This window comes from Streptomyces lasiicapitis, from assembly GCF_014646335.1.
GTDB classification, from domain to species: domain Bacteria; phylum Actinomycetota; class Actinomycetes; order Streptomycetales; family Streptomycetaceae; genus Streptomyces; species Streptomyces lasiicapitis.
In genome coordinates, this window is record NZ_BMNG01000022.1 from 45,339 (window position 1) to 65,937 (window position 20,599).

A 20,599-nucleotide genomic window follows, 5' to 3' on the forward strand; every position below is an offset into this window, starting at 1 on the left:
CCGAGGATCACCGAAAGAGGTCCCAGGGCCCTCAACAACTCCCTCAAAAACCCCGGCTCCTCAAGAACCCCTCGACACCCATTGATGAGGGAAATCGGCCTGAGAGCTAGCGGACTGGCGGCTCACTCGGCGGTGATTCGACATCGGTTCATCCGGTCGTGTGGATACGCCCGGACGTTCGGCTGATCGTTGGACACCTCAGTGACACTTCGGACATGGGGAGGGTGACAGAGGAAGCACGGATGGCGGCGGTGACCCGGCTCGCGCAGCTGCGCGACGACGGCGATCTGACCGCCGAGCACGTCCAGTTGGTCGCCTCCGGTCTGGACATCACCGCGCGCACGGTCTGGCGGTGGCTCGCGGCCGGCACCGACAAGCCCGCCGAACGCCAAGCCAGGCCGAGCTACACCCTGACCGACACCGACCGGGAGGCGTACGCGTTCTACCGGGGCAACGTCTCCGCCGTGCACCGGGCCCGCGCGGCTGTCCTTGACGGTGACGGCACCACGGCCGGGGCACCGGTACCCGCCTTCCTGGCCACGGGCTGGGCCGGGGCACGGACGGTCGACCGCCGCACTCTGGCGCGGGCCTTCAACACGGAGATGACCCCGGCCGAGCGCGCCGCGTGGAAAGTCGGCGAGGCCGGACGCCGGAGCAAGTCGGTGTACCTGCGCCGTCCGGACGAGATCCGCGGCCGCGTCTGGGAGATGGACCACAAGCAGCTGCCGATCCTGGTCCGCCGACCGAAAGGCAAACCGGTCTGCCCGTGGATCACCACGATCGTCGACGACGGCACCCGCGCCCTGCTGGGCTGGTCACTGGCCATCTACCCGCACACCGGCACCGTCCTGACCGCGATGCGCATGGCCCTGGTCCACGAGCCGGACGTCTCGCCGTTCGGGGCGGTGCCCAACCGCGTACGGATCGACCGTGGCCTGGAGTTCGCCGCCGGGCCGATCCGCGACGTGCTCGCGGCGCTGTCCGTCGTTTCGCACCGGCTCCCCGCTTTCCAGCCCCACCGGAAGGGGAAAGTGGAGCGGGTCAACTTGACCATCGAGCAGACCCTGATCTCCCACCTGCCCGGCTTCACCGGCGGCCCCCGCGATGCCGCCGGGCGCCTGTACGGGCCCATCGACGACAGCCCGGCCGCCCTGCGGATCGCCGAGCACACCGGGACCGGGCCGATGCGCATCGAGGACTTCGTGAAGCGCCTGGCGCTCTGGGTGCGCTGGTACAACACCGAGCGCCCGCACCGGATGCTGGACAACCGCACGCCGCTGATGGCGTGGGAGGAAGACGAGGCGCCGCTCACCCGGGTCAGCGCGGACAAGCTGCGGCACCTGCTGCTGGCCAGCACCGAACGCATCATCGGCAAGGACGGCATCCGCTTCCAGGGCCACAACTACGTCGCCCCCGAGATCCAGGGCCGCGGCGGCCAGGTGGTCGAGATCCGCTACATGCCGCACGACGACCGGCAGATCGAGGTCTACCTCACGGGCAAACACCTGTGCACCGCAACCCCGACCGGCCAGCTCACCCCCGAACAGACCGAAGCCTTCCGCCAGCAGCAACGCGACGAAACCGAGCGCCTGGGCCGCGAACGCCGCCGCGCCTCGCGCCGCGCGCGGCGCGAACTCACCCCGATGACCGGCGATAGTCCAGCGGCCACCGAATCCCGGCTCGTGAGCGAGAAGACCGGCCGCAACGCCTCCCGCCAGGCCCTGGACGCCGCCCTGCGGGCCCGCTCCTCCACCTCCCTGCTCGGCATCACCCCACTCACCACTACCGACAAGAAGGAGAGCTGAATGCCCCGGCACTTCGCCGACCTCACCGGCGCTGCCACGCTGCCGACCGGCACCTTCCAGCTCGCCCACCGCGTCGTCGACGACCTCGTGAAGAACAACGCCACCGGCGTGATCCACGGCCCGGCCGGCACCGGCAAGACGTACGCGGTCGAGTCCGCCCTGGAGGAACAGGCCGCCCGCGGCGGACCCGCCGTGTGCACCCTGTCCTTCACCGCCCGGCCCACCATGCGCCTGGTCGCCGACCAGCTCCTGGCCGCCCTGACCGGCACCACCAACAGCCGCAACCGGTTCCACATCACCACCAAACTCCTGGACCTGCTCGCCCACCCCCGCCGCCTGCTCGTCGTCGACGAAGCCCAGCGCCTCAACAGCGACTGCATCGAGCTGCTGCGCCACCTCCACGACGAGCCGAAGACGAAATTCGCCCTCCTCTACGTCGGCGGCGACGGCTGCTGGGAGGTCCTCTCCCGCGAGCCGATGCTCCGCTCCCGGGTCTTTCGCCGTCTGCCCTTCCGCCCGCTGGCCGCCGACGAAGTCCCCGACCTGATGCGCGGCTACCACCCGATCTACCAGGACGCCGACGCCGCACTGCTGCGGCAGATCGACGAACTGTACGGACAGGGCACCATGCGCGACTGGGCCGCCTTCACCCACACCGCCGCCGGCCTCTGCCAGGACGCCGGACGCTCCCGCATCGACACCGAGGTCATCGACAACGCCCTCACCCTCCTCGGCGGCGGAGTCCATGCCTGATGCCACCGCCGAGCCCGCGGCACTCAACCGCGACCGGCGCCCCGGACCCCGGCTCGTCATGGTCCACAACGCGGACGACGACCACCGCATCGTGCGCCGCCTGGCCGCCGTCGAAGGCCCCGGCCGCCTCGTCGTACGCCCCACCCCCGGCGGCCGCACCAGCGACCTCGTCCTCGACATCCTCACCGCCACCGGCCGCAGCCCCTCCACCCTCCTCGCCGACCGCGCCCCCGCCGACGACGCCTGGCTCCAGGCCGCCGCCCAGCTGTCCGCCGACCAGACCCGCCACCTCGTCATCGACCGCGCCCACCGCCTGCCCGGCGAAGCCCTGGAACTCCTCGCCCAGCTCGGCCGCCGCGCCCTGTGCACCGTCTGGCTGATCTGGCCGACCACCGAGGACAACGCGTACGTCCCCGCCCCGCTGCGGGCCTTCCGCGACGCCGGATACCGCCTCGACGCGATCGACTTCCCCGCATTCATGCGCGAGCTCCCGCCGCCCTCCCGCGTCCTCACAGGCGGACTACAGAGCGACGCGAAGATCCCGTGGGCCGAAGGCACCGGCCCCGCCCTGCCCATGCAGGACTTCCCCGTCTTCCTCGCCCACTGCCGCGCGAAGCTGCCCGGCAACACCTTCACCGCCGTACGCGCCGTCTACGACCACGAGGTCCACCTCGCCGACCAGTGGCTCACCCGCCGCGGCCTGGCCGGCCACCACAACACCCCCGGCAGCGAACGGCACACCCGCGCCCTCGCCGCCCGCCTCACCTTCTACCTCCGCGACCACCGCATCGGCCCCGCTCCCGACCAGGCCCACGCTCTCACCCGGCTCCGCGGCATCCAGACCGCCCTTTTCTTCCGCGGCTACCTGCTGCGCTGGCAGTACGAAACCCTCGGCGCAGGCCCTACCACCCGCCTCCTCAGCCAGCTCACCGCCCGCGTCTGTGACAAGCTCCGGACCGCCGCCACCATCGAGGACGCCGCCGCCACCGCCCTGTCCGTCCACCTCTCCCACGGACCCACTGGCCTCGGCCTGATCACCTGCGGCAACACCGCCCCTGACGGAAGCACCCTCCACCTCCCGCCCACCGGCAGCCCGCACACCACCGAGGAGACCCGCTACCTGCGCGTCCCCTGGCGGTGGAGGACCCACCGCCACGCCAGCATCGAACTCAACGCGCTCCAGGTCCTCCATCTCGAATCCGAAGACCCCGTCACCCTGCCCGAGCACGCCGCCCCGCTCATCGCCGCACACCTCGCCTACCGCCGCCACCAAGGCGCTGCCGATACCGACCCGCTGTTCATCCACCCCGACAGCCCCGGCAGCAAGAGCCCCGAGCCCGGTCTGCGCGAAGCAGTCATGCGGACCTGCTACCGCATCCACTTCAACCCGGCCTGGCTCCACCGCTCCCACTGCCGCCACGGCGACGAGGACGACCACGACGCCCGGCAGGCCGGATGGATGCACCACCGCGGACTCGACCTCACCGCCCTCAGCGACGACATCCGCAGCCGCCTGTGACCGGCAACAGAACCAGCTTCGACGCCCGCCCTGGCCGCCAAGGTCCCTACGCCCGCCGCAAGTACGCCACCGTCCTGAAGTCCCACGTCCTCAAGCGGCGCTTGCTCGCCGCCGGCATGACTGCCTGGCAGCTCGCCGATCTCCTCGGCGTCCACGAGCACCAGCTCGACCTCGAAGAACTTCCCGACCTGCCCGTCCGCGTCCTGCTCGACCTCGCCCGCCGCCTGGACGTCCACCCGGGCGACCTGCTCGCCGGAGCGGACGAACTCTTCGAGCTTCCCCGCCAGCGCGAAGTCCTCAACCGCCGACGGCCCGGCGCCGCCCGGGACACGCTGACCCTGATCACCGCGCTCGCGCACGCCGAGCACCCGCTGACGGCCGACGAGATTGCCCTCGCCCTGTCCTGGTCGGGGCCCCGCCTCGACCTCGCACTCGACCACGCGCGCACCCACCCTGACACCGGCGGTGTACTCGTTCTGCGGCACGTCTCGCCTGACGGGTACACGGCCGCCCCGCGCCTCGACGTCCTGCGCCCCGATCAGGTGGAAGCCATCGCCGGGAGGAAGAACCCCCGCCCGGACATTCGCGGCCCCATCCAGCCCGTGGAGGCCGAGGTCCTCCTGCGCGTCTGGGTCGACGGCGGCATCGACACCGCCGACGCCGCCCAGCGGCAAGCCCTCGAAAACCTCGCCGCCGCCGACATGGTCACCTGCGGCGACATCGTCGACGTCCTTCCCGACAACGTCGCGTACAGCCTGCGGATGCTCTCCGAGCCGTCACCGGCCGCCGACACGGACTCCGCGCCGCCACGTTCCTAGTGACATCCCTCGTGTCCAGCTCAGTGACATTGGCTGTCCAATCCCACTGACATCTCCGTGTCCGACGACAAAGGTCCTGCCGACAGCGCGAACATCCACGGAAAACGATCTCTCACCTGCGCGAACGCCGGAGGACCAAAGACCCTTGCGAGCTTGTGAATGCATTCACAAAATCTTTTCCACGCTCCGGTTCCGGCCATTCCCGCCCCCGCCGAAAGGCTCGACCGGAGTGACCCACCCCACTTTCCCGGGCCTTCGCACCACATTCCGCCCATCCGGGAACTTCCCCGCGATTCCCCCCTTCCCGCCGGTCACGCGTGGTGCACCACATCTCAACCGACCGTGAGGGACCCTTGCTTCACGCCACTACACACAGTTTTCAACCAACGACTGAAAGTCAGCGACCGATGTGCTTTCGGCGTCGCCCTGAGCAAGACTCCGGTCGTTCCGTTCGTTATCTGTAACGACAAGCAAGGGAGTGTTCGAAATGCGGTACATCTCTGGGGGGATCGCGCTGGGTGCGGCTCTGGCGCTCGGCGGTCTGGCCACCGCGGCCACCGCCGCGCCCGCGCCCGTGGCCGTCAAGCCCGCGGCCCCGGCCGCGAGCGGCTACGCGCCCTCCGAGCTGGTGCTCACCATCGGCTACGGCGACAAGGCCGCCACCGCCTCCATCCAGCGGGCCGTGACCCTCGGCTGTTCCTCCACCGGCGTCGGCAGTCACCCCGACGCGCCCGGCGCCTGCGACCAACTGCGCGCGGTGGGCGGCAAGTTCGACAAGGTGACCAAGGCGCCGTCGAACGCCGTCTGCACCAAGGAGTGGAACCCGATCGTCGTCACGGCGCAGGGCGTGTGGGAAGGCCGACGCGTCAACTACGAGCACACCTTCGCCAACCCGTGCGCGATGACGGTGGGCCAGGGCCAGGTCTTCAACTTCTGACCCCCGCGAGCCACGACACACGGGTTGCCCCGGTACGGCGCCCCGCCCCCTCCGCGGGGCGCCGGACCGGGTGGCTCACACCGTCGCCGCGAGCAACTCGCGGGTGTACGCGGCGCTCGGGCGGTCGAAGACCTCGTCCCGGTCGCCGGTCTCGACGATCTCGCCGTGCCGCATCACCGCGACGCGGTCGCAGAAGTGCCGTACGACGGCCAGATCGTGCGAGACGAAGAGCAGCGAGAGGCCCAGCTCGTCGCGGAGGTCCATCAGGAGGTTGAGGACCTGGGCCTGCACGGACACGTCGAGTGCGGACACCGGCTCGTCGGCGATGATCAGCCGGGGGCGCAGCGCGAGCGCGCGGGCGATGCCCACGCGCTGGCGCTGGCCGCCGGAGAACTCATGCGGGTAGCGCTCCAAGTGATCGGCGGACAGGCCGACTTGCTCCAGGAGTTCCACGGCCCGCTCGCGGCGCTCGGCCGCGTCCGCCCGGGTGTGCACGCGCAGCGGCGTGGTGACGATCTGCTCGACGGTACGGCGCGGATTCAGTGAGGCGTACGGATCCTGGAAGACGAGCTGCGCATGGCGGCTGAGCTCGCGGCGCAGCGCCGCGTCCCCCGCCGCACCGGAGATGTCACGCCCCTCGAACCGGACTTCGCCCGAGGTGGGCCGCTGGAGCCCGGCCAGCACCCGGGCGGTGGTGGACTTGCCCGAGCCGGACTCGCCGACGAGGCCCAGGGTCTCGCCCTCGCGCACGGACAGGCTGATGCCGCGGACGGCGCGGGTCGGCTCGCGGCGCCGCCCGCTCCAGGTGCGGCCGCCGCCGAACTCGACGTACAGATCAGTGACTTCGGCAAGCGGACGGGCGTCCGCGACGACCGCGCGCGCCGCCGTGCGCGGCTTGGGCTCCGGCTCGTCGACCGTCGCGAGGCGGGTGCCCGGGACGGTGTTCAGCGTGGGCGCCGCGCCGATCAGGGCGCGGGTGTAGGGGTGTTCGGGGGCGGTGAGAACTCTCTCGGTCGACGCCAGCTCCAGTTGCATGCTGTCGCGCATGACCAGGACCCGGTCGGTGGCGTGTGCCACCACGCCCACGTCGTGGGTGACCAGGACGACGGCGGTGCCGTGTTCGCGGCGCAGTTCGTCGAGCAGGTCGAGCACCTGGCGCTGCACGCGGGCGTCGAGCGCGGTGGTGGGCTCGTCCGCGATGAGCACGTCCGGGCTGTTGATCAGCGCCATCGCGATCATCACGCGCTGGCGCATGCCGCCGGAGAACTGGTGCGGGTAGTCCCGGGCACGGGCGGCGGTGATCCCCACCCGCTCCAGCATGTCGACCGCCCGGTCCCTGGCCTCCGCGCGCGGCGCGCCCCTGTGGTGGACGCGGTAGGCCTCGGCGAGCTGCGCGCCCACCGAGTGGAAGGGGGACAGGGCGGCGAGCGCGTCCTGGAACACCATCGCCACCCGGGAGCCGCGCAGCGCGCGCAACTCCGCGTCCAAGGCGCCGACGACCTGGGTGCCGCCCACCTCCAGGCTGCCGGTGATCCGGGTGCGCGCGGGGTCGTGCAGGCCCATCGCGGCGAGGCCCACGGTGGACTTGCCGGAGCCCGACTCCCCCACCAGGCCGAGGACTTCGCCACGTGCCAGGTCGAAGGTGATCCCCTCGGCGGCGGTGACGGCGCCGCGCGGGCCGGTGAACGTCACGCTCAGATCGCGCACACGCAGCGCGGGAGCAGCCACCACAGCAGAAGCGGCCGTCGGAGCAGCAGCGGAAGCGGTCATGCGAGCCTCACCCTCGGGTCGAGCCAGGCGACGACGAGGTCGGCCAGGGCGACGAACACCACCACGAAGAACGCGGCGAGCAGCACCGTGCCGACGACGGTGGGCAGGTCGTTCTGCACCACCGCGTCCACGGCGAGCTTGCCGACGCCGCTGAGCCCGAAGACGGTCTCGGTGATGAACGCGCCGCCGAGCAGCGCGCCCACCTCCAGGCCGAGGAGCTGCACCAGCGGCGCGGCGGCCCCGCGCGAGGTGTACTTCAGATGGGTGCGCAGCGGGCTAAGGCCCTTGCCGCGCGCCGTGCGCACGTACCCCTCGTGCATGACCTCGAGGAGCTGGGCGCGGGAGAGCCGGGCGAACATCGCCGCGTTGACGAAGCCGAGCACCAGGCACGGCAGGAGCAGCCCCGCCGCCCAGGCGCCGAGGTCCTCGCCCGGCGGGGTGTAGCCGGGCAGCGCGAACCACCCGGTCCGGTACACGAGCAGGTACTGCAGCGCGTAGCCGAGGAAGTAGATCTGCACGCTGGCGCCGAGCAGGGTGAGCCCGGAGAGCACCCGGTCGGTGGGCCGGCCGCGGCGCAGCGCGGACACGAAGCCCGCGCCGATCCCGGCCACGACGATCACCGCGAGCGCGCCGCCCGCGAGCGAGAGCGTGACCGGGAAGCGGCTGGTGATGGCGGCCCGCACCGGCTCGTGCAGCGCATAGGAGTAGCCGAGGCAGGGCGCGTCGCAGGCGATGGGCGTGCCGTCGACGTCGCTGATGGTGCGGCCCGCGACGAAGCCGCGTACGTAGTCGGCGTACTGCGCGAGGATCGGCTCGTCCAGGCCCATGGACTCGCGCACCGCCGCGATCTGGGTGGCGTCGCACTTGGGGCCGCAGGCGATGACGGCCGGGTCGGAGGGGGCGGCGTAGAAGAGCGCGAAGGCGGTCGCGGAGATCGCGAGGAGCACCACCGCCGCCTGCAGCGCCCGCCGGATCAGATAGCTGAGCATGGGTCAGGACTTCTTCAGGTACAGCCAGGCGGGGCTGATGGTGCCGTAGATCGGGTGGATGAAGGCGCCGCCGACGTTGCCGCCGCGCACCTGCTGGACGCGCTGGTGCAGGAACGGCACCAGCGGCACGTCCTTCATGATCGTGTCCTTCTCCAGGGCGATGAGTTCCTTGGCCTTCTTCGTGGCGTCGCCGGTCCTGGCGATGCGGTCGAGCGCCTTGTCGACGGCCGGGTTCCGGTAGCGCGGGTCGTTGTCGAGGGAGTCGCGGCGGCTGTCGAAGCGGTAGGGGACGCCGGTGGCCGGGGTCGGCCAGTCCACGGACGACGTGGACATCCACAGGTCGTACTTCGGGTCGGTGCCGCGAAGCACCTCGTTGGTGTACGCGGGCAGCGGCAGCGGCTTGGTGACGAGTTCGATGCCGGCCTTGGCGAAGGCGTCGACGAGGACCTGGGCCATGCGGTCGTTGACTGCGGTGGCCTCGTACGCGTAACTGAGGCTCTTGACCGGCTTCTTGGCCTTGGCCAGGTGCTCCTTGGCCTTCTTGACGTCGCCGGTCGGGGCCACCGGGTTGGTGTCGTACTTCTGCCAGCCGACGATGGCGGGCGAGGAGTACGTGGTGGCGATGTCGCCGACGCGCGGGCCGCCGAGGGCCTGGCGGGCCTGCTGGCGCGGGAAGAGGTAGTGGATCGCCTTGCGGACCTCGAGGTCGGCGACCCGGTCGTTCCTGATCACCAGGTGGGAGGAGAACGCGCCGCGCCGCCCGTCGACGATCAGGTCCTTCTTCTTGGCGTCGCGGTTCGCCTCGCCGATCAGCTCGGGCGGGAACTCGTTCTTGGTGGTGACGGTGTCCGCGCCGGCGCCGCGCCCGTTGAGGATCTCCTGGGCGGTGTTGAGCTCCTTCTTCTCGAAGGTGAACTCGAACTTGTCGGCGTACTGGTGGCGGATCGGGTCGGTGTCCGCCTTCCAGTGCGGGTTCTTCGCCAGGGTCAGGGACTGGTTCTGGCGGTGGACGGTGATCCGGTAGGGGCCGGTGGCGAACGGCTTGAGGTCGTAGGCGGCGCCGGTGTCCTTGTCGGGGCGCACCGGCGACGAGGAGGACTGCGCGGCCATGAACGGCACGTCGGACTGCGTCTTGTGGAAGCGGAAGACGACGGTCTTGTCGTCCGGCGTCTCGATGCGGTCGAAGTCGCCGTCCTTCTTGGGGCCGCCGTAGACCTCCCGGGCCGCCGCGAGGTCGGACTTGCCGGTCAGCCACTGCGGCCAGTAGGACGGGCCGACCTCGAAGCCGGGCGCGAAGGTGCGCTCGATGCCGTACTTGATGTGCTTCGAGGTGATCGGCTTCCCGTCCTCCCAGGCGATGCCGTCCTTGAGCCTGTACGTCCAGGTGCGGCCGCCGTCGGAGGGCTTGCCGGTGTCGGTGGCGAGGTCGCCGACGAGCTTCGGCTTGCCGTCCACGACCTGGTACTGCGTGAGCTGGCGGCCCCACAGGAGCGAGGTGTTGTACGTCTCCCCCGCGTAGATCTTCTGCGGGTCCAGATGGGAGAAGTCGCGCAGGTTGGCGACGCGGACGGTGCCGCCCTTCCGGGCGCCGGCGACGGCCGGGGCCGGGCCCGCGCTGTCCTTGGCGCTGCCGACCCCGGCGACCAGGTCGGCTTCTGTCCTGGTCGCGGCCTCGTCGCTCTTGGAGCCCGCCCCGGCCGAGCAGGAGCACAGCACGAGCATGGCGGAGGCGGCGGCGACGAGCGGGACCGCGGTGCGCGAACTGATCCTGGGCATGGCGAACTCCATTGATGGTGGTGCGAGTTGGCGGTGATGCGAGTGGTGGTGGTACGTGAAGAGGTGCTGCCGGACTCAGCGGCGCGTGCGGGGATCGAGCGCGTCGCGCACGCTGTCGCCGAGCAGGTTGAAGGCGAGGACGAAGAGCAGGATCGTCACGCCGGGGAAGATCATGTACGTCGGGTCGTCGTAGAAGACCTCGGAGCCGCGGGCGATCATCCGCCCCCAGTCGGGGATGGGCTCGCTGATGCCGACGCCGAGGAAAGACAGCGCGGCCTCGGCGGTGACGATGCCGGGCAGGGCGATCGTGATGTGCACGAGCACGGGCGCCCAGACGTTGGGGAGCAGTTCGCGCAGCACGATGTGCCGGCGCGAGGCGCCCACGGCCCGCGCGGCCTCGACGAACTCCCGCTCCCGCAGCGAGCGGACGGTGGTGCGCAGCACCATCGCGAGCGGCACCCAGCCGAACGCCGCGAAGACCAGCACCAGGACGGTGAACTGCATCCAGGCGGGCTCGTTCTCGCCGGGGTCCACGAAGCGGGTCTGCACGATCGGGCTGAGCGCGAGGAAGAGCAGCAGCGTGGGGAAGGCGAGCAGCACGTTGCAGACGAAGGTGAAGGCCCGGTCCGCGAGCCCGCCGAGATAGCCGACGGTCACGCCCAGGGCGACGCCGAGGACCGCGATCACGGCGACGGCGGCGGTGGCGACGAGCAGGGAGGTGCGGATGCCGTACAGGAGCTGGGTGAACACGTCGCGGCCGAGGCCCGGTTCGATGCCGAACCAGAAGTCGCCGGACATGCCGCCGTTGGGCAGCACCGGCAGCCCCTCCGGGCTGAGCAGCCCCGCCTCGTTCTGGCCGTAGTGCTCGGTGGGGTTCTTGCCGTACAGCGCGGCGATGAGCGGCGCGGCGAGGGCGAGCAGCACGAAGAAGGCGACCACGCACAGCGCGACGAGACCGGTCCGATCCCGGCGGAAGACATCCAGCATGCGCAACATTAGAGCCAGCGCCGAGGCGCCTTTGCAAATCCCTCACGGAAAGCATTTCCAGAATGTTGCGGAGATTTACAGGGGCGCAATATTCCAGGCACCCATAAGGGTGCGAAACGGGCGCATCACACCCATTGAGACGTGCGCCACACGCAAGGCGACAGAGGTCAACAACCTTGCTTAGCAAGGTCATCTATGTACCCCACCTGCATATCAGGCACTAATCTACGCGCGTCACCTCTAGGGAATTCAGGGAAGCGATATTCCGCAACATGCTTTCTTAAAGCAATAGAAGGGCCCCGGAAACCAGAGGTTTCCGGGGCCCTCCCGCTACAAACCAGGCGTCAGCCGATTTCCGCCCCGAAGGCCTCCAGGGCCTCCGGCACCGGCTGGAAGAACGTCTCGCCGCCGCCGGAGCAGTCACCGCTGCCGCCGGAGGTCAGGCCGAGGGCGGTGTCGCCCGCGAACATCGCGCCGCCGCTGTCGCCGGGCTCGGCGCAGACGTCGGTCTGGATGAGCCCGTTCACGATGTCGCCGTTGCCGTAGTTCACGGTGGCGTCCAGGCCCGTGACCTTGCCGTCGTGCAGCTGCGTGGTCGAGCCGCTGCGCTGCACCTCCTGGCCCACGGTCGCGGCACCGGCCTTGGTGATCTTCTGGGTGCTGCCGTTGTAGAGGTTCACCTCGCTGGGGTGGGCGGTGTCGCCGGAGTACTTGACGATGCCGTAGTCGTTGTCGGGGAAGCTGGAGCCCGCGTTCTCGCCGATGGCCGGGCCGCCCTGCTTCTCGGACCAGCTCGTGACGGCCTCGGTGCAGTGGCCCGCCGTCAGGAAGTGCGGCGCGCCGTCCTTGACCACGTTGAAGCCGAGCGAGCAGCGGCTGCTGCCGCCGAAGATGGCGTCGCCACCGGCGACAAAGGGCTTGAACTCTCCCTTGGAGTGCTTCAGTTCGGCCTTCTCGCCGAGGCCCTCGACGACCGAGGTCAGCTTCTTCAGCTCGGCGCCCTTGACGGTGCGGTCCGCGGTGACGACGACCTTGTTGGTGGCCGGGTCGGTGGCCCAGGACGTGCCGGGGATCGAGGCCTTGTCGGTGAGCGCCGTGTGCGCGCCCTTGAGCTCGGCGAGGGAGTTCTCCACCAGTCTGGCCTTGGCCCCGGCCGACTCGACGGCGTCCTTGGCGTTGTCGTCGAGCACGTTCACGACGAGGTTCTTGGCCTGCGCGTCGTAGTACGTGCCCGCGGCGTCGGCGCCCAGCTCCTTGTCGAGCGAGGAGGCGAGCTTTCCGGCCTTCGCGACGGAGAGCGTCTCCGCCTTCGGGGTGGGGGTGTCCTCACTCGCGTTCGCAGTCTGGAAGGTGACGGCCGCGCCGATGAGGGCGACGACGCCCGCGCCTGCCATGGCGGCGCGGCGCTTGGGTATCCGGCGGTGCTTCAACTGACGTCCTCCTGTGGGGGGTCCGGTCCGCTCCGGTGTGGGGACCTCGGCGGCCGAGAGGCGTACGCGCATGGGGAAGCGGCGCTGGATAAGCCGCGTCCATGCCAATCAGGACGCGGCCCACTATTCCCAGCGCACGAGGTCGCACACAAGGTCGACTTCAGGACGCCCGCCCGACAATGACCTTTCGGCCAGGTCCCGTTGACCGTCCGTGGTCTCACCACGTCGGTTCCCGATGCAAACACCGCGTGCAAGGGGCGGTCGGCAGCGGGTGAGGACTAGTCCTGTCCGGTTCTCGACGTTCCGGGGCAGCGAAGAGCCCCCGCCCGGGAGTTGGGCGGGGGCTCCGGTTCCGTTTTCGGCGGCGATGTCGGTGCCGCGTGCGGCGTACGAGGATCAGTGCACGCCGCCGTGTACGCCGATCAGTACACGCTCACGTTGTACGCCCGCAGCGCCTCGGTGACCGGCTGGAAGAACGTCGTACCGCCGGAGGAGCAGTTGCCGCTGCCGCCGGAGGTCAGACCGAGCGCCGTGGAACCGGCGTAGAGCGGGCCGCCGCTGTCGCCGGGCTCGGCGCAGACGGTGGTCCGGATCATGCCGTACACGATGTCGCCGTTGCCGTAGTTCACCGTCGCGTTCAGACCGGTGACCCGGCCGGAGTGCGTGCCGGTGGTGGAACCGCGGCGCGTGACGGACTGGTTGACCGTCGGGTCGGCGGCGCGGGTGATGTCCTGGCTTCCCACGGTGCCGGACTTGGTGATGGAGCCGTTGGTGTAGCGCACGATGCCGTAGTCGTTCGTCGGGAAGCTGGAGCCGTGCGTGGTGCCGAGCACGGTCGTCTTCGCCGAGTTGGCCCACCACGTGCCCGCGCCGTCGGTGCAGTGGCCCGCGGTCAGGAAGTAGTAGGTGCTTCCGTTGCGGACGTTGAAGCCGAGCGAGCAGCGCCAGCTGCTGGCGTAGGTGGCGTCGCCGCCGGAGATGTACTTCTGGAACTTGCCCGGCGTGCGCTCGATCTTCAGGGCGCCGGCCTTGTCGCCCGCCGCCTGCTTGAGCGCGGCGATCTCGGCCTTGGAGACCGTGCTGTCGGCGGTGACGACGACCTGCTTGGTCTTCGCGTCGACGTTCCAGGCGGTGCCCGCGACGTCCGCCCGCAGGACGGCGTCGCTGGCCGCCGTGAGGTCGGACGCACTGTAGGTGCGGGCCTCGTCCGCGCTGGCGGCGGGTACGGCGAGTGCGGCGGCGGCCACGAGCCCGGTCGCGACGGCGACCATGCGGGTGTGTCTCGCTATACCGCTGCGGGGGGTGGTGCGCTTGATCCTCACTGCTGGTTCCTCCCGAGGGAAGTCAGGGGGCCCATGTGGGTTGGGGGCCCGTGAGGCGCAGCCAAAGGGCAGGGTGGATTCCGGATACGCCGTGCCCCTGACAAGCGCTGCTCGGGAGTATTGGGGCCGCCCCCACCCCGCACAAGGGGTGCCTTTCGGCCTGACCGGCGGATACACGCCAGCCGGCCCCGGCGGTCGTCGCACCTGCGCACGCCACCGGGGCTCTGGGTCATCGGCTCCCCGTCAGACGGCCCGGGGCGCCGAAAGGTTCCGCTCCCCGGCGGCGATCTCGGCGGCGAGGGTGTTCCCGGGCGGCGGGAAGGGGCAGATGAAGTGGTCGGCGAAGGCGCACGGCGGCAGCAGCGACCGGTTGAAGTCGACTGTCGTACGGCCCTGTTCGTCGGGTGCGGCGGGCCGCAGGAAGCGGAAACGGTAGCTGGAGACTCCGCTGGTCGCGTCCGCGAACACCGCCCACAGCGAGCCGTCGCCCTCGACGCTCACCTGCAGCGTGTGCTCCTGCCCGGCGAGCGTGAAGGCCAGTTCCCCGCCGAGCCCGAGCCCGCGCTCCACGCCGTCCGCGTTGCCGACACGCACGGTGCGGTCCTCTTCGTACGCGGTGAAGCGGCCCTCGGCCACGAGGCGCGGGTCGTGCCCGGTCACGTCGATGCCGGTGAAGGCGCGCCGCGCCGGGGCGTCCGGGTCGAAGTCGCGCACCGCCCACAGCCCTTCGCGGCGCAGCACGACCAGGCGCCGCTCGCCGAGCCCGAGCCGGGCCGCGGTGACGGGTCCGGGGTCGGGCGCCAGGCGGACCGTACCGGCGAAGGGCTGTCCGTCGAGGGCGAGTCCGTCGTCCGCCGCGGCCGTCAGGACCAGCTCGTCGCCGTCCTCGGCCCAGTGTCCGGGCAGGCCTGGCAGGGCGCCTTCGGGGTGGTCGGCGAGCCAGTGCGTGCCGGTGAGGGACAGCGGGCCGTAGGGCGCGGAGACGGTGGCCGTGCGCTGCTCGTGCCACTGCTCGAAGTCCCGCAGCGTCTCTTCGGTCGTGCTCATGGTGTTCAACCCTTCTCAACCCTTCCGGACGGGCTCGGGCAGCCCGAGGTGTGAGCGCAGCGTCGCGCCCTCGTATTCCGTGCGGAACGCGCCGCGCTCCTGCAGCAGCGGCACCACCCGTTCGACGAACTCGTCGAGCCCGCCCGGCGTCAGGTGCGGCACGAGGATGAAGCCGTCGGCGGCGTCGGTGCGCACGAACTCGTCGAGCTGGTCGGCGACGGCGGCGGGGGTGCCGATGAAGGACTGCCGGGAGGTCGTCTCGATGACGGTCTGGTGGATCGACAGGCCCTTGGCCCGGGACAGGGCACGCCACTTCTCGGCGACAGCGAAGGGATCGCCGACCTTCACCCGGCCCTGTACGAGCGTCGATTCCGGGTCCGGGTCGATGTCGGGCAGCGGCCCGTCGGGGTCGTACGCGGACAGGTCGACGCCCCACACCTGCTCCAGGGCGAGGATCGCGTTCTGCGGGGAGACCTGCTGGCGGCGGATCTCGATGGCGCGTTCCTGGGCCTCGGCGGCGGTGTCCCCGAGCACGAAGGTGACACCGGGCATGATCTTCAGGTCGTCCGGCGCGCGGCCGTACGCGGCGAGGCGGCCCTTCACGTCGGCGTAGAAGTCGCGGCCCGCCTCCAGGGTGCCGTGCCGGGTGAAGACGACGTCGGCGGAGGAGGCGGCGAACTCGCGGCCCTCGGGCGAGTCACCGGCCTGGATCACCACGGGATGGCCCTGCGGCGGGCGCGGCACGCCGAACTCCCCGGCGATGTCGAAGTGCTGCCCGCGGTGCGCGAAGGGCCGCGGCTCACCCACAGCGCCGTCCAGACCATCCTGGCCGTCGGGCGTCCAGGAGTCCCACAACTCCCGTGCCGTGGCGACGAATTCGGCGGCGCGGGTGTACCGGTCGGCGCGGTCCAGGAAGCCGCCGCGGCGGAAGTTCTCGCCGGTGAACGCGTCCGAGGAGGTGACGACGTTCCAGGCGGCGCGCCCGCCGCTCAGATGGTCGAGGGAGGCGAGCCTGCGGGCCAGTTCGTACGGCTCGTTGAAGGTCGCGTTGACGGTGGCGGCGAGGCCGAGGCGGTCGGTGACGGCAGCGAGCGCGCTCAGGACGGTGAGGGACTCGGGGCGCCCGACCACGTCCAGGTCGTGGATGCGGCCCTTGTGCTCGCGCAGCCGCAACCCCTCGGCCAGGAAGAAGAAGTCGAAGAGCCCGCGTTCGGCGGTGCGGGCCAGGTGCTCGAAGGAGGAGAAGTCGACCTGGGAGCGCGAGCGGGGATCCGCCCACACGGTGGTGTTGTTGACGCCGGGGAAGTGGGCGGCGAGGTGGATCTGCTTCGTACGGTGGATCTGCTTCGTACGCGGTCGGCCTGTCATGTCGGGTCCCCCGCGAGTGCGGCGTAACGGTTGGCGGGCCGGGTCAGGCCGAGGTGCTCCCGGAGCGTGGCGCCGGGGTAGAAGGTGCGGAAGAGGCCGCGGTGCTGGAGCAGTGCCACGGTGCCGTTGACCAGGCGTTCCAGGTCGCGGCGCGGTTCGACGGGGATGAGGTGGAAGCCGTCGACGGCGCCCGCCGCGTGCCAGGCGGCGATGAGGTCGGCGAGGTCCACGGGGCCGCCTCGGTAGAGGGGGCCTTCGGCGGTGGGCAGCGGGCCGCCGCCGTGGCCGGGCTGGGCGGCCTGTTCGCCGCCGCCGAGGTCGACGACCAGGGCGGCCAGCACCCGCAACTGGCCCGGGTCCCGGCCGAGTTCGGCGGCGCGGCGGTGCAGTGCGGCGCGTGCGGCGCCCGCCTGGGCGGGGCTGGCGGCTCGGACGAGGGCGACGTCCGCGTGCCGGACGGCCATGTCGCGGGCGTGGCCGCCGGTCGCGTCGACGACGACCACCGGGTTGCCCTGCGGGGGCCGCGGCACGATGGAGGGGCCCTTCACGGCGAAGGTCCGGCCCTCGAAGTCGACGTAGTGCAGCTTGTCCCTGTCGACGAAGCGGCCCGTCGCCACGTCCCGTATCTCCGCGTCGTCCTCCCAGCTGTCCCACAACCGCCGTGCCGCGTCGGCGACTTCGCCCGCCTCCTGCCACAGCGCCTCGCGCGGCGCGGCCCGCCGCCGCCCGAACAGCCTCGCCTCGGCCTCGGTCGCCGACACGTCCACCGCCCAGCCGGCCCGGCCGTGGCTCACCCAGTCCAGGGTGGCCACGGCGGCCTGCACGTGGAACGGCTCGGTGTGCGTGGTCGTGACGGTCGGCACCAGGCCGACGCGCCCGGTGGCCGGCGCGATCCGCGCGAGCACGGCGAGCGCGTCGGGCCCCTGCCGTGCGAAGGAGTCGCCGAGCGTGACGAAGTCGAGCGCCCCACGCTCGCCGAGCCGCGCGAGCTCGATGTGCGGGGCGGCGTCGTAGGCGCCGGGCTGGTCGATGGCGGCGGCGAGGTGCAGAGGCCCGCGGCCGGTGGCTGCTGGTGGGGTCATGAGGGGGTGAACCTCTCTCGACAGGGGCTCGACAGGAGCTGGGGCAAGGGCAGTTGGGGCGGTGGACGCTTGCGCGCGGTGACGGTCGGGGTCGTGGCGCCGGGGCCGAGGCCGGGAGAAAGCCGCTTGGCGCCGCAGCCGCGAGGAACCCTCATGGCGCCGCCTCCGCGAAAAACGCTAGTACCGCTCGCGCCGTCGCGTCGTTCTGCCGGAACGACGGGCTGTTGGTACGCGGCCGCGTGAACGCCCCGGCGCCGCGCGCATCCGTATGCGGGCCGAGGGCGAAGCGGCGGGGGTGCGGGGTGCCGGAGCGGTCGCGAACGCGGCCGTCGGCGGGGTCGACGGACAGCAGGCCGTCGGGGGTCTCGGCGACGCCCTCCGCGTGCAGCGCGCGCAGGAGCGGATCGCGGGTGCGTGCGAGCGTCGGCTGCGGCAGCCGCGCCTCGACCAGCGCGCGGGCCTCGACACTCGCCCCGGGCACGGTCGCACCGCGCGCCCGGAACACTCCCCCGCCCGTCTCCACGGTCATCCCGGCGCCGAGGAACCGCACCACCCCGGCCCGCGACAGCGCGAGCAGTTGCCGCAGCCTCGGCCCCGGCGGCCCCGACGCCAGATAGCTGAAGTAGCCGTGCCACCACGGCCCGATGTCGCCGAGCCGCACCAACTGCCCGTACACGGACAGCAGTCCGAGGAAAACGGCCAGGTCGGCGCTGTGCGCGGGGTCGTGGCGGCGGGCGAGATCGGCGGTGATGTAGGCGCGCAGGCCCTCCTGGAGTCCTTCGTACGAGGTGTGGCGGACGCCGTCCAGGGGGTGGTCGAGGGCCGTGAGGTCGAGTCGGTCGGCGGGGTCGGGCACGGCGGAGGAGACGAGGACGGCCAGCTCGGGGCTGCCGGGCGGGCAGGCCGCGTACTTCTCGTCGAAGTCCCGCCAGGCCGTGGCCGTGCGCTCGGGATGCGCGGCGAACAGGCGATGGTAGTGGGCGAAGCCCAGCTCCTTCTCGATGAGCGGCCACACGTCGCGGGCGAAGTCGTAGCCGTCGGGCCGCGCGAGGAGTTCGTCGATCTGCGCGGGCCCCAAGTAGCGCGGCAGCGGCGGCCGTTCACCGCCGTCCCAGATGTAGCCGATCTTGGAGTGGTACGGCACACCGCGCCGCGACCCGACGTACAGAACGGGTTCGCGCCCCGACGGCACATACGTGTCCCCCTCGTACCGGCCGCCGCGCCCCTCGGTCAGGAGCACCATCAGGTCGACGAAGGCGAGCCCGAAGCCGCGCACGAGGACGGGCTCGCCGCCTTCGAGGGCGCTCAGGTCGGTGTCGGCGGTGAAGTCGGGCGGCAGATGGACGAGGCCGTGGCGCCGGGCGTAGCGCCTCAAGTGCCGTTGTTCGTCGTCGAGTTCGGCGTCCAGGTGGCCCTGGGCGAGGATGACGAGATCGGCGCTCAGGGGGTGGTCGACGCCTTCGAGCCACACCTCCTGGGGGGCGCCCGGGGGGCCGGTCAGGCGCAGGGCGCGGCGGGGGTGGTGGTGGACGGCGATGCCGGGCGGCAGGGCGGCCACGGACTTCTCGTACACCCAGCTCAGATAGGCGCCCTGCCGCCGCCGTCCGGCGAAGGCCTCGCCGTCGACGCCCGCCCATTCGTGCAGCGCGGGTCCGGGCCGCACGGGCCCGGCGACCTCGACGGTGTCGTCGGTGAACATGGTGACGTCACGCGCGTGCGAGTTCATCCACAGCAGCGGCGACTGCTCTTCGCGCCAGATCCGGCCGGGGCCCGGCGGGTAGGGGTCGACGAGGTGGATGTCGAGCCGCGAACTGCCGTACAGGGAGGGCGCGTTGGCGGCGATGCGCTCGATGAGCCCGGTGGCGCGGGGTCCCGCGCCGACGATCACCAGAGCGGGGGTCATCGCACCTGCTCCGACCCGCGCGCGTAGTACCGCTCCACGTAGTACTGCCCGACGCTCAGCAGCGAGGTGACGACGACGTACCAGAGGGTGGCGACCAGCAGCAGCGGGATGACCTGGTAGGTGCGGTGGTAGACGAGCTGCACGGAGTAGAGCAGGTCCTGTACGGCGATGACGCTGACGATCGAGGTGCCCTTGAGGGTGCCGATCAGCATGTTCCCGGCCGGCGGCACGATGGAGCGCATGGCCTGCGGCAGCACGATCCGCCAAAGCCGGCGCCACGGCCCGAGTCCGAGCGACTGCGCGGCCTCGATCTGGCCGCGGTCCACGGAGAGGATGCCGCCGCGCACGACTTCGGCGGCGTACGCGGCCTCGTGCAGGGTCAGACCGATGACGGCGATGGTGACGGGCCCGAGCAGGTCCACGGTCTTGACGCCGAACAGCGTCGGGTAGAGGGCTCCGATGTTGAACCAGAACAGCAGCTGCACCAGGATCGGCATCGACCTGAAGAACCAGACGTAGCCCCAACTCACCGATCTCAGCACGGGGTTGGAGGAGAGCCGGCCGAGCGCGAGCAGGGTGCCGAGCGCGAACCCGAGCGCCATCACCGCACCGGTCAGCCAGAGCGTGAGCCACAGGCCGCGGAGGACGGACGCGGAGGTGAAGTAGTCGCCGACGACGTCCCACTGGAACGCGCCGTTGCGGGCGACGGAGTTCGCGGCGAGCGCGAGGGCCACCAGGACGACCGTCGCCGCGACCCACTGGCCGATGCGGCGCCGCCCCACGACGAGCAGGTCGGCGAGGTCGCCCTCAGGAGGGCCCAGAGGGTGCGGTCCTGCCGGGGGGAGGGTGTCTTGGGCGAGGGCATCGGACGACATGGGAAGGCTCCGTCAGTACGGGTGATGCCTTCACATGGGCCGCGCGGACCGAGCCCCTCAGCACGGGTCCGCGTCTTGAGACTACGGGGCACTTTGCACGTGTTGTCAAGGCTGTCCAGGAGCAGCCCGGGGTGATGTCCAGAATATGAGCCGTCAGTCTCAGGGCAGTTGACGAAGAAACGGATGCCTGTTCCACTTGGGTCCATGCATCCACAGCA

The 20,599-nt window shown here is 71.3% G+C and carries 16 protein-coding genes; 5 read left to right on the forward strand and 11 right to left on the reverse strand.

Annotated features, from left to right (window positions below; all coding sequences use genetic code 11):
* The first annotated feature begins 215 nt into the window (after positions 1 to 215).
* From IEY91_RS37225 to IEY91_RS37245, 5 genes are all read left to right on the forward strand, one after another.
* Positions 216 to 1,805, forward strand: coding sequence for a Mu transposase C-terminal domain-containing protein (locus IEY91_RS37225; protein ID WP_189177311.1), 1,590 nt, complete (start codon positions 216 to 218; stop codon positions 1,803 to 1,805).
* Positions 1,806 to 2,558, forward strand: coding sequence for an AAA family ATPase (locus IEY91_RS37230; RefSeq protein WP_189177312.1), 753 nt, complete (start codon positions 1,806 to 1,808; stop codon positions 2,556 to 2,558). It begins immediately after the preceding gene.
* The gene (locus tag IEY91_RS37235; protein ID WP_189177313.1) at positions 2,551 to 4,077 is read left to right on the forward strand and encodes an ATP-binding protein; all 1,527 of its coding nucleotides are present in this window, start codon (positions 2,551 to 2,553) and stop codon (positions 4,075 to 4,077) included. Before IEY91_RS37230 ends, IEY91_RS37235 begins: the two co-directional genes overlap by 8 nt.
* The gene (locus tag IEY91_RS37240) at positions 4,074 to 4,895 is read left to right on the forward strand and encodes a helix-turn-helix domain-containing protein (RefSeq protein ID WP_189177314.1); all 822 of its coding nucleotides are present in this window, start codon (positions 4,074 to 4,076) and stop codon (positions 4,893 to 4,895) included. The genes IEY91_RS37235 and IEY91_RS37240 overlap by 4 nt, the downstream gene beginning before the upstream one ends.
* A gap of 487 nt (positions 4,896 to 5,382) precedes the next feature.
* Positions 5,383 to 5,832 (forward strand): subtilase-type protease inhibitor, encoded by a 450-nt coding sequence (locus tag IEY91_RS37245; RefSeq protein WP_164326178.1) that lies wholly within the window; start codon positions 5,383 to 5,385, stop codon positions 5,830 to 5,832.
* A gap of 75 nt (positions 5,833 to 5,907) precedes the next feature.
* On the opposite strand, the gene IEY91_RS37250 is transcribed toward IEY91_RS37245, so the two are convergent.
* From IEY91_RS37250 to IEY91_RS37300, 11 genes are all read right to left on the reverse strand, one after another.
* Positions 5,908 to 7,602: a dipeptide ABC transporter ATP-binding protein gene (locus IEY91_RS37250; RefSeq protein ID WP_229697484.1), complete on the reverse strand. Its 1,695-nt coding sequence runs from the start codon at positions 7,600 to 7,602 to the stop codon at positions 5,908 to 5,910.
* Positions 7,599 to 8,591, reverse strand: coding sequence for an ABC transporter permease (locus IEY91_RS37255; RefSeq protein WP_189177315.1), 993 nt, complete (start codon positions 8,589 to 8,591; stop codon positions 7,599 to 7,601). Before IEY91_RS37255 ends, IEY91_RS37250 begins: the two co-directional genes overlap by 4 nt.
* 3 nt (positions 8,592 to 8,594) lie before the next feature.
* Entirely contained in the window at positions 8,595 to 10,367 is a 1,773-nt protein-coding gene (locus IEY91_RS37260; RefSeq protein ID WP_189177316.1) for an ABC transporter substrate-binding protein, read from the reverse strand.
* Between the two features lie 75 nt (positions 10,368 to 10,442).
* Positions 10,443 to 11,354 carry an ABC transporter permease gene (locus tag IEY91_RS37265; RefSeq protein WP_229697485.1) on the reverse strand — a complete coding sequence of 304 codons (912 nt, stop codon included), beginning with the start codon at positions 11,352 to 11,354 and terminating at the stop codon, positions 10,443 to 10,445.
* A gap of 344 nt (positions 11,355 to 11,698) precedes the next feature.
* Positions 11,699 to 12,784, reverse strand: coding sequence for a S1 family peptidase (locus IEY91_RS37270; protein WP_189177317.1), 1,086 nt, complete (start codon positions 12,782 to 12,784; stop codon positions 11,699 to 11,701).
* 422 nt (positions 12,785 to 13,206) lie between these two features.
* A complete protein-coding gene (locus IEY91_RS37275; RefSeq protein WP_164326174.1) occupies positions 13,207 to 14,106 on the reverse strand; it encodes a S1 family peptidase in 900 nt (299 codons plus the stop codon).
* Positions 14,107 to 14,349: 243 nt separating this feature from the next.
* Positions 14,350 to 15,153: a DUF1684 domain-containing protein gene (locus IEY91_RS37280; protein ID WP_189177318.1), complete on the reverse strand. Its 804-nt coding sequence runs from the start codon at positions 15,151 to 15,153 to the stop codon at positions 14,350 to 14,352.
* A 15-nt stretch (positions 15,154 to 15,168) separates the two neighbouring features.
* Positions 15,169 to 16,521 carry an NtaA/DmoA family FMN-dependent monooxygenase gene (locus IEY91_RS37285; RefSeq protein WP_189177319.1) on the reverse strand — a complete coding sequence of 451 codons (1,353 nt, stop codon included), beginning with the start codon at positions 16,519 to 16,521 and terminating at the stop codon, positions 15,169 to 15,171.
* Positions 16,518 to 17,603, reverse strand: coding sequence for an LLM class flavin-dependent oxidoreductase (locus IEY91_RS37290; RefSeq protein ID WP_189177320.1), 1,086 nt, complete (start codon positions 17,601 to 17,603; stop codon positions 16,518 to 16,520). The genes IEY91_RS37285 and IEY91_RS37290 overlap by 4 nt, the downstream gene beginning before the upstream one ends.
* 151 nt (positions 17,604 to 17,754) lie before the next feature.
* Entirely contained in the window at positions 17,755 to 19,506 is a 1,752-nt protein-coding gene (locus IEY91_RS37295; RefSeq protein WP_189177321.1) for an FAD/NAD(P)-binding protein, read from the reverse strand.
* Complete coding sequence (locus IEY91_RS37300) at positions 19,503 to 20,381, reverse strand: amino acid ABC transporter permease (protein ID WP_189177322.1); 879 nt, start codon at positions 20,379 to 20,381, stop codon at positions 19,503 to 19,505. Before IEY91_RS37300 ends, IEY91_RS37295 begins: the two co-directional genes overlap by 4 nt.
* Positions 20,382 to 20,599: the final 218 nt, after the last annotated feature.